The 8599-nt window shown below is 64.2% G+C and carries 9 protein-coding genes; all 9 read right to left on the reverse strand.

The window, feature by feature from the left end; genetic code table 11:
- Window positions 1-40: 40 nt before the first annotated feature.
- Window positions 41-799 (reverse strand): flagellar brake protein, encoded by a 759-nt coding sequence (locus tag FHS02_RS29670; RefSeq protein ID WP_137314270.1) that lies wholly within the window; start codon window positions 797-799, stop codon window positions 41-43.
- Entirely contained in the window at window positions 799-1161 is a 363-nt protein-coding gene (locus FHS02_RS29675; protein ID WP_137314269.1) for an EscU/YscU/HrcU family type III secretion system export apparatus switch protein, read from the reverse strand. The genes FHS02_RS29670 and FHS02_RS29675 overlap by 1 nt, the downstream gene beginning before the upstream one ends.
- Entirely contained in the window at window positions 1145-2341 is a 1197-nt protein-coding gene (locus FHS02_RS32010; RefSeq protein WP_137314268.1) for a flagellar hook-length control protein FliK, read from the reverse strand. Before FHS02_RS32010 ends, FHS02_RS29675 begins: the two co-directional genes overlap by 17 nt.
- A gap of 40 nt (window positions 2342-2381) precedes the next feature.
- The gene (locus tag FHS02_RS29685) at window positions 2382-2714 is read right to left on the reverse strand and encodes a flagellar protein FliT (RefSeq protein WP_229422695.1); all 333 of its coding nucleotides are present in this window, start codon (window positions 2712-2714) and stop codon (window positions 2382-2384) included.
- 59 nt (window positions 2715-2773) lie between these two features.
- Window positions 2774-3214, reverse strand: coding sequence for a flagellar export chaperone FliS (gene fliS, locus FHS02_RS29690; RefSeq protein ID WP_137314267.1), 441 nt, complete (start codon window positions 3212-3214; stop codon window positions 2774-2776).
- A gap of 26 nt (window positions 3215-3240) precedes the next feature.
- Window positions 3241-5883: a flagellar filament capping protein FliD gene (gene fliD / locus FHS02_RS29695; protein ID WP_229422693.1), complete on the reverse strand. Its 2643-nt coding sequence runs from the start codon at window positions 5881-5883 to the stop codon at window positions 3241-3243.
- A gap of 179 nt (window positions 5884-6062) precedes the next feature.
- Window positions 6063-6452, reverse strand: coding sequence for a flagellar protein FlaG (locus FHS02_RS29700; protein ID WP_137314266.1), 390 nt, complete (start codon window positions 6450-6452; stop codon window positions 6063-6065).
- A 107-nt stretch (window positions 6453-6559) separates the two neighbouring features.
- The gene (locus FHS02_RS29705) at window positions 6560-8029 is read right to left on the reverse strand and encodes a flagellin N-terminal helical domain-containing protein (protein ID WP_137314265.1); all 1470 of its coding nucleotides are present in this window, start codon (window positions 8027-8029) and stop codon (window positions 6560-6562) included.
- A gap of 400 nt (window positions 8030-8429) precedes the next feature.
- A partial coding sequence (locus FHS02_RS29710; RefSeq protein ID WP_260115675.1) for a flagellin occupies window positions 8430-8599 on the reverse strand: 170 nt, incomplete at its 5' end.

The raw sequence follows: 8599 nt of genomic DNA on the forward strand, positions 1-8599 counted from the left end.
AAAATGGGGTACGTCCCCATTTTTTAAGCAACTTTTGCGATCAGCCCAGTCCGGCGATGCGGGCGTTGCGCTCGCGTTCCAGCTTGGTGATGTAGCGCTGCACGGCGGCGGCGGCGCCGCGGCCCATGTCGGTGAACTGGCAGCCGAGGCGGCGGTTGGTGTTGTTGTTGAGCAGCGTCATGTCGAGCATGTTGCGGATCTGCAGGCCCGTGGTGACATTGCCCAGGTCCGGCAATTCGATGCGGCATTCCGCATAATCGCGGCCGATCGTGTCGCCCAGTACGAACTGGTTGTCGAGGATGGCGATGCCGCCCACGCTGATGTCGGCCAGCGGGAAGACGCCGACGCCGCCGCCCAGCTCGGGCGGCAACGGGATCGAGACGCGCACCGGGTTCGTCAGCGGTGTCGCCATCCGGTAGTACTCGCGCCGCTGCAGCCGGATCAGGCTGGCGGGAACGCCCATTTTCAGCGCCGGCTTGCCGTCGTGCAGCGATGCCTGCAAATGATCGGTGCCGAAGAAGATGCGGATCTTGTCGAGCGAGGTTTCAAACGAAACGTCGCCGCTGAGCAGGGCGCGCTCGTAATCGGGGTCGAGCGGGCGGTCGACCAGCACGGTGCCGGTATCGCCGTCGACATCGAGGATCGACGTGGTGTACACGGCACCGCCGTCGCGCGCGGCCACGCGCACTTCCTGTTTCTTGTCAGAGATTGCGCGTAGCAGCGCGATGATTTCACGGCGCGATCCTACCTCGAAATCGTGCCAGTTTTCGGTATCCGTGTCCGCAATGAAGGGTTGCATCAGGGTTCGCCAGAGGTAGATGTGGAAGGGGGGAGGACAGCTTCGGTATCGGGTGCGGGCGGTGGCGCCGTGCCGGATTTTTTTGCTGCTTCGATATGATAAAGCCAGGCCAATAGTTCCGCAATGACACGGTAGAGCGCGGGCGGAATCTGCCGGTCGAGATCGATGTCCATCAGCAGCGACACGAGTTCCTTCGACTCGTGCACGTAGACACCCGCTTCGGCCGCCACGGCGATGATCTGCTCCGCCACCAGCCCGCGTCCCTTGGCGACCACCTTCGGCGCCCCCGAGCCGTCGCGATAGGCGAGGGCGGCGGCACTGTTCAGCGGGCGCTTGGTGCCCTCGTCACGCCGCATCGGCATTTCCTTCCGGCGCCGCGACCGCCCCGGCCGCATTTCCCGCCACGCCTGCTTGCGTGCCCGTTTCCTTTTCCGCATCGGCACCGATCGACAGCGACGACAGCGGCGTTCCGGCCGCCTCCAGTGCCCGCTGCAGCATACCGGACCACGCGCGCAGGTCGTCCGCCGACTCCTCGGTACCGGATTGCAGGGTCACATGCACCTGGTCGCCGACCAGTGTGACACTGGCCGCCACATTGCCCAGCAGCGGCAGCGAGAAGCGCGCGCCGCTGCGCCACACCGGCTGCCCGTCGGCCTCGTCGCGGCCGCCGCGCGAACGGCCGTCGTTCTCCTCGCGTTCCACCTCCCACTGCATCTTCTGGCCAGGCCACGCTTCGCCATGCCATTGCACCTTGCCCTGTTCCTGCGCGTGCAGCTGCAGGTTGATCATCTGTGCGGCGGACAGGTCGGGACCGCCCATCGCGCGCGCCAGCGCCTCGGAAGATCCCTGCTGCGTCATCCGCTGCATCTGCGGTTCGCGCGCCAGTTCCTGCAGGCTGCGCTTGCCTTCGGCCCATTCGGCCACGTGAGATTCATAGAACAGGCCGGATTCGCCCAGCACATTTTTCAGGGCCGTTTCGACCCGTGCGGGATCGGGCGCCCCGGCGGCCGCCAGCGGATGCTTGCCATGGATCGTTACCGGCGCACCGGGCGCCGTGTAGGCCTGCGTCAGCGCACTGGCGATTGCGCGCGCGGCGGGACTCAGCGTGGCTTGCGCGGAAGTATGGTCGAGAGTGGGGAGCTGGTCGGCGGCGATCAGCGGCGCCTTGTTCAGCAGCACCGCGGCGGCGCTCATCGGGCGGGAGGATGCGGCGGACGCTCCGCCCGGCGGGGTGTACACGGTGGCGGGCTGGGCCTGTTCGGTCCCCACCTGCAGCAGCGGCCTGGGGTGCGCGGCCACGACGTTCAGCGCCACCTGGGCGCCTACCTGCGTACCGCCGGGCAGCATCATGCGCGCATTGGTGTCCGCCACGCGCACCAGGTAGCTGCCGTCGGGGATCTTCGCCAGCACTTCGCCGGGCACGGTCTTGCCCACCATCGGCGCCAGTGCGCGCTGGAACGCGGCCTGCCGCGGATCGGCGGCCGGCTGGCCGCCACCGGGTACCAGGGGCCGCAGCCCGGCAGAATCGAGCCGCGTCTGCACTGCTTGTCGCTCCGTTTACCGGTTTATCGCATGGGGCGGCTTACACGCCGCCATAGGCATTGACCAGGCGCCGCTCCGTGCCGGCGCTGTTGATCAGCCGGGACAGTTGCGCCATCCATGGCGTGATCAGGTCGCGCACCTTGCGGTCGTCTTCCAGCATCTGCTTGATCAGCGTGGCCTTGCGCGTGCGCTGCTCGCCTTCCAGGCGCACCATGCCCTCGTTGACCTTCAGCACGGCCACGTGCGCGTTCATGCGCTGTTCCAGGTCCTGCAGGTGTTCCCAGTCGGAAGCGTTGGCGGCCGCCACCATCTGGTTGGTCAGTTCGCTCATTGCCGCATACACGGACAGCACGTCATGATTGGTCATCGTCATCGTTTGTAAATCCTGGAAACGGGAAAAGTCCTGCTTGTTTTTATGCTGTTTGTTCTTGCTTACTGCCGGTGGTTGGCCACCGGGGTGCCACCGGCCGGGGCGCCGCCGGCGTCCTCGCCGATCTGCTTCCACGTATCGCGCAGGTCCGTCAGCAGGCCGCGCACCTCGTCCAGGATCTCGACCTGGTTCTGCAGGTTGGCCGTCAGCAGGCGCGAGCTCATGTATTCGTACAGCGCATCGAGGTTCCTGGCGATCTCGCCGCCCACTTCCTTGTCCAGGCTGGCCTTCAGGCCGTTGTCGATGATCTGGATCGCGTGCGAAATGGCCTTGCCTTTCGCTTCGATATTGCCGGCCTTCATATGCGTGGTGGCGTTGATCACCGCGAGCACGGCGCCGTCGTACAGCATCGTGATCAGCTTGTGCGGCGAGGCCGCGGCGACGCCGGTTTCCAGGCCGACCTTGGCGTACGCATTGACGCCGCGTTGGGGGCTTCCGAACATAATGTTCTCCTCGTTCCTTGTTGCGATCAGCTGTTGGCGGCCAGGGCCGACAACTGCTGGGTCAGATAATTCGATGTCGTCTGCATGTTCGCCAGCATCACGTCCAGCGCGGCGTACTGCTTGCGGTAGCGGGCTTCGATGCCGGCCAGCTTGTCCGTGAACGCGTCGCTCTGCTTCTGGACATTCTTGATCGACTGGTTGATGCCGTCCGTGCGGCTGGTGATCTGGCCGGTCTTGCTCAGCATCTGGGTGGCCAGGTTGTTCATCTGGTAGGCATAGCCCTGCGAGAAGCTGACGGTGCCGCGCGAACCGGTGGTGCCGCCGGTAATCTCGATCTTCAGGCCTTCGGCATCCGTACCCGCCTTGCCTGTCATGGTTTGCCCCGATCCGGTCACCGGATGACCGCCGAGCGTGCCTTCCACGTCCAGTCCGGCCACCGCCGTGCTGCCGCCAAACAGGCTGTCGGTGGTGGTGCCGGTGCCCGACGCCAGGGCGATATTCGAGGTCGATCCGTACTTCGCCGACGACACGACGAGCTTGCCGTCGGCGTCGATCGAAGCCGTTATGGAATTGCCTGCACTGGAAAACGCCGTGGTGCCGTTGATCGACGACTGCACCACCTTGGCCAGCTCGGCCGGGGTATAGGTACCGGCCGGGATCGTGACCATGGCCATGTTCTTGCTGCTGCTGGGCTTGGTGTCGTTCAGCGTGACCGCCCACGAGGTGTTGGCCGCGATGGTGGTGCTGGCCGGCACTGCCGCGCCGGTCGTCAGCTCGCCCTGGGTCGCCATTTGCGTGATGTTCAGGTCATACGTGCCAGGCTTGGTGGCGGCACTGGAGCTGGTGAACGCAACCTGGTTGTCGGTGGTCTTGCCGACCGCGCCGAACAGCGTGCCGATATCGGCGAAATTGGTGTCGATGGCCTTCTGGAACTTGGTCGAATCGAGTGCCAGCGTGCCATCCTTCGTGAAACCGATGCCCACGTCGCTCAGGCTGCTGAACGCACCCGAGATGCCGGTGATGTTCGAAGTCAGCATGCGGCGCATCTGCGACTGGACCGACTGCGCCGTCGAATCGCCCTGCAATGCACCGGCCGACTTGGTATCGGCGTTATACCCCGTCAGCTTTTTCAGCGTGCCGCTGAGGTCGTTGTACGCCTTGACGAAGGCTTCGACATTGGTCTTCACCTGTGCCGTGTTGCGGCTGACCGCCAGCGTGCTGGCGCCGATCTGGTTCACGGTCAGGCTCACGCCCTGGATCGCCTCGCCGACATTGTTCGATTTGCTGGTGACGGCAATGCCGTTGACCGTCAGCTTGGTATCCTGCGCGGCGGAAGTCTGTGACATCTTCTGCTCGCCGGCCGGATCGTAGGCCAGCAGGTTGGCCAGCGCGGCATCGGGCGGATCGGTGTCGGTCCCCGACAGCGAAATCTTCATCGACGAGTTGGCACCGGTGGCATTCGACGTGAACACCAGGTGGTAAGGCGTGCTGCTGCCGTCCGACACAATGGTGGCGGTCACGCCCAGGCCGGCCTTGTTGACGGCGTCGCGAATGCCTTCCAGCGAGTTGTTGGTGGAGTCGATCGTGACCGTGCCGGATGCCACGTTGGCATCCTGCGAGAAGCCGCCGCCGAGGTATGTGCCGCCGGTGCCGGCCGTGAGGCCGGCCGCAGCCGGATTGCTGCCGGCGATCGTGATCGGGCTGGCGTCCGTGGAGCTCAGCGAAACGCCGCTGGAAGCGGTAACGCTGGAGCCGGCGTTGACGGCGCCGGCGAGCTTGCCGATGCCGCCCTGGGCGTCGCCCGTTACCACTTCCTCGATTGCGAGGTTCGAGCCATCGGCGCGCGTGAAGGTCAGGTCGCCGTTTTCAACGCTGCCCGTGAAGGTAATGCCGGCGTTCGTCAGTGCCGTCAGCGCGGTGCTCGGCCCGGCCAGCGTCGCGTCGATCGATGCGAAGGTGACGCCGCTCTCGTTCTCGCCGAGGGCGGCGATCTCGATGCCGCCGACCTTCAGCGCATAGGTCCCGGACGTGGTGGACACGTCGCCGAAGACCTTGAACAGCGTGCCGTCCGTCGCGGTAGCCGTGGCGGTGGCGGTGACACCCGTCGTCGTGCTTTTCGCGTTGATGGCTTCGGCCAGTGCGCGGGCGCTGCTGGTAGTGCTGTCGGTGGCGATCGCGGTGCCGTTGATCGTCAGCGACCCGTTGCTGATGCCGTTCGTGGCGACAGCGCCGGTCAGCGCGGTGCCAGCCTGGCCATAATTGCCGCTGACGGTGCCGAACTGGAACGACAGCGTGGTCTTGCCGCCGAGACCGATCGCGGATTTGTTGCTGGTGATGCCCGGCGTCGTCAGCGTTTGCGCCTGGGCCAGCTGCGTGACATTGACCTTGTAGTTGCCGGCCACGGCCTTCGACGTTGCCGAGGCAGTCATGACTTCGGGTTTGCTCGGCGTGGCGCTCAGCGCGTTGAAGTCGGACGCCTTGTTCAGGGCACCGAGCGATGACTGGAAGACGCCGATGGCGCCGGACAACGAACCATAGGCGGACAGCGTCGCCTGGTAGGACGCCTGCTTTTGCTGGAACTTGGCCAGCGGCTGCTGTTCGACAGCCATCAGCTGGGAAACGATGCTGCTGACGTCTAGTACGCCGCCGGATGCGGTGATGGTTGCCACGGCTGTGCTCCTGAGAAAGCGATAATGTAGTTCATTATCGGCAGAATCAAACGAGACTTGAGAGGGGGAAATAAAGCCCAGTTTGCGCGATGCGTCCGATGGTAGCGCAATGGCAACGGGGCCGACGCCCGTGTAGGCGCCGGCCCCGCTGTACGGCGTGGCCGCAAGCCAGCCGCCAGTCAGGCTTGCTGGCGAATCAGCAGGCCGAAAGCCTTGTCGAGCGACTTGGCGATCTCCAGCGCTTCCTTAGTCGGCAGCTGCCGCACTACCTCCTTCGTCTCGCTGTCGATGACTTTGACGATGGTGCGCTTGCTGTCCTCGTCGATGGAAAACTCCAGGCTTTGCGCGTGGACCGAGGCATTGAGCTTGCTGACCGCGTCGTCCAGCGCGTCGGTCGAACCGTCGGTGCCGGGGATCGTGGCAGCTGGCGGCGTCTCGTCCGTGGCGGTGGCGGTCGTAGCGGTAGTGGCTGCCGCTGCGGGTGCGCGGCTGGCTGCCGGCGGCGGCGCCTGGGCCGCGAAACTGTTCCCCGGCCGGATGGCGGCGAGGCCGAGCGGGTCGATTGTCATGATGAACTCCTGGATGCGAAAAATTCCCCGGCTGGTTTGGACCAGACGGGGAACCGTTGAGTGACGGGTGAACCGGCGCGAAGCTTACCGGTTGCTACCTGCGCGAATTAACGCAGCAGGCTCATCACACCGTTCGGCAGCGAGTTCGCCTGGGCCAGCATGGCGGTACCGGCCTGCTGCAGGATCTGGCCGCGGGTCATGGCGGCGGTTTCCGAAGCGAAGTCGGTATCGACGATACGGCTGCGCGATGCCGACAGGTTTTCCGACGTGGTCGACAGGTTCGAGATCGTCGACGAGAAACGCGACTGCAGTGCACCGTATTCGGCGCGCTGGCTGTTGACCGTCGACAGTGCCGCGTCGGCGATCTTGATGGCCAGCTGGGCGCCTTCGAACGACGTCACGTCCAGGTTTGCCACCGAGTTCAGCTTCGAGGAGCCGTTGTTGGAGCCGCCCAGGTCCAGGCCGGAAGCGCTATCGTCGATCGAGAAGCCCTGCGCGGAGTCCATCGTGATGCGGCCGTTGACCAGGCCGCCATTCACGCCTTCGGTCGCCTCGTTTTTCGAACCGTCGGCCTTGTAGGTGGACAGGTCCATCGTTTCCGAGCTGTCGGTAATCTCGATATCGTTGCCGCTGGCATGGGTCAGCTTGATGCCGCCGTTTTCCTGGTCGTACTGCGCGGTAATGCCGGTGCTGGCCGATTGCGCATTGATGGCGCTGATGCCCGATGCATAGTCGCTGGCCGAGGTGCCCGAACCGGTCGTGAACGAAATCGTCTTCGCTTCGCCGTTGTCACCCTTCAGGTCGAACGAGTAGGCGGTGCCGGCCGTCAGGGTCATGTTGACGTCGGTGCGGGCAGTGGCCGTCACGCCGGTGTCGCCGGTTTGCTTGTTGATCTTTTCCGCAATGCTTTTTGCGGTATCGCCGACCACTGGCGGCGTCGCGGCGTTGTCGGTCACCACGGTGTCGACGTTGGCCGAACCGCGCGCACCATTGATGGTGAACGTGCCGGCGGTAATGTTGGTGGTATCCGTGATTTCGGCGATCTGGTCGTCGGCCACGCGGTTGTTGCCGTAGGTGCTGGTCAGGAAGTTCGCGCCGTTGGCAGAGATCAGCTGGTTGGCATCGGCGCCGACCTGGAAGTTCGCGGTACCCATCGTGCCGTCGAGCAGCGACTGGCCGTTGAACGTGGTGGTCTGGGCAATGCGGTTCAGTTCCGACGACAGCTGGCCGACTTCGGTCTGCAGGGCCTGGCGGTCGGAAGCCGAGTTGGTGCTGTTCGACGATTGCACGGCCAGTTCGCGGATACGCTGCAGGATGTCGCCGGACGAGGACAGGGCGCCTTCGGCTGTTTGCGTCATCGACACGCCATCGTTGGCATTGCGGGTTGCTTGCGACATGCCGCGAATCTGCGAATTCATCCGGTCAGAAATTGCAAGGCCAGCAGCGTCGTCCTTTGCGCTGTTGATGCGCAGGCCGGAGGACAGGCGTTGCAGCGAGGTGGACAGTGCGGATTGCGACTGGCTCAGGTTACGCTGCGAGTTAAGGGATGCGACGTTGGTGTTGATTGGGGAAGCCATGGTATTACTCCAGACAGATACTTCGATTCGGCATTTGCTCGCTTACTTTGGCCCGTCCCCGTGTTCCGGGACGATCAAGCCGCTGTTGTATCTGGTTACGGTTTCCCATCGGTAATCTTTAGGGATTTGTGGAAGTATTTTTTTCCGTATGGATTTATTTCTTTGGTGCAGGGGATGGGGATTGTCAGCCGTGAGGAACGGCTCTCGGGCCTCGTGGCGAGGCAGGGATGTGCTTCCGCGGCGTGGGAGGCCGCGTCAAAAAAACCCGGCTGGCGATGCAGTCCGGGGATTTTTATTGTTCAGGCAGGTGGATGCCCGATCAGCCTGGCAGGCTCATGTAGCAGGCTTGTCAACTTAGCAGGCTCATCAACGCAGCAGTTTCATCAATGCAGCAGGTTCATTAACGCAGCAGGCTCATCACGCCGTTCGGCAGCTGGTTTGCCTGGGCCAACATGGCGGTACCGGCCTGCTGCAAGATCTGGCCGCGGGTCATGCTGGCGGTTTCCGCTGCGAAGTCGGTATCGACGATGCGGCTCTTCGATGCCGACAGGTTCTCGGCCGTGGTCGACA

Source organism: Pseudoduganella umbonata, from assembly GCF_014192225.1.
GTDB lineage: Bacteria > Pseudomonadota > Gammaproteobacteria > Burkholderiales > Burkholderiaceae_D > Rugamonas > Rugamonas umbonata.

Bases quoted from the DNA above. Each gene is read 5' to 3' on its own strand.
- FHS02_RS29670 (WP_137314270.1), bottom strand. From the start codon at position 799: ATGCAACCCTTCATTGCGGACACGGATACCGAAAACTGGCACGATTTC.
- FHS02_RS29675 (WP_137314269.1), bottom strand. From the start codon at position 1,161: ATGCCGATGCGGCGTGACGAGGGCACCAAGCGCCCGCTGAACAGTGCC.
- FHS02_RS29685 (WP_229422695.1), bottom strand. From the start codon at position 2,714: ATGACGATGACCAATCATGACGTGCTGTCCGTGTATGCGGCAATGAGC.
- fliS (WP_137314267.1), bottom strand. From the start codon at position 3,214: ATGTTCGGAAGCCCCCAACGCGGCGTCAATGCGTACGCCAAGGTCGGC.
- FHS02_RS29700 (WP_137314266.1), bottom strand. From the start codon at position 6,452: ATGACAATCGACCCGCTCGGCCTCGCCGCCATCCGGCCGGGGAACAGT.
- FHS02_RS29705 (WP_137314265.1), bottom strand. From the start codon at position 8,029: ATGGCTTCCCCAATCAACACCAACGTCGCATCCCTTAACTCGCAGCGT.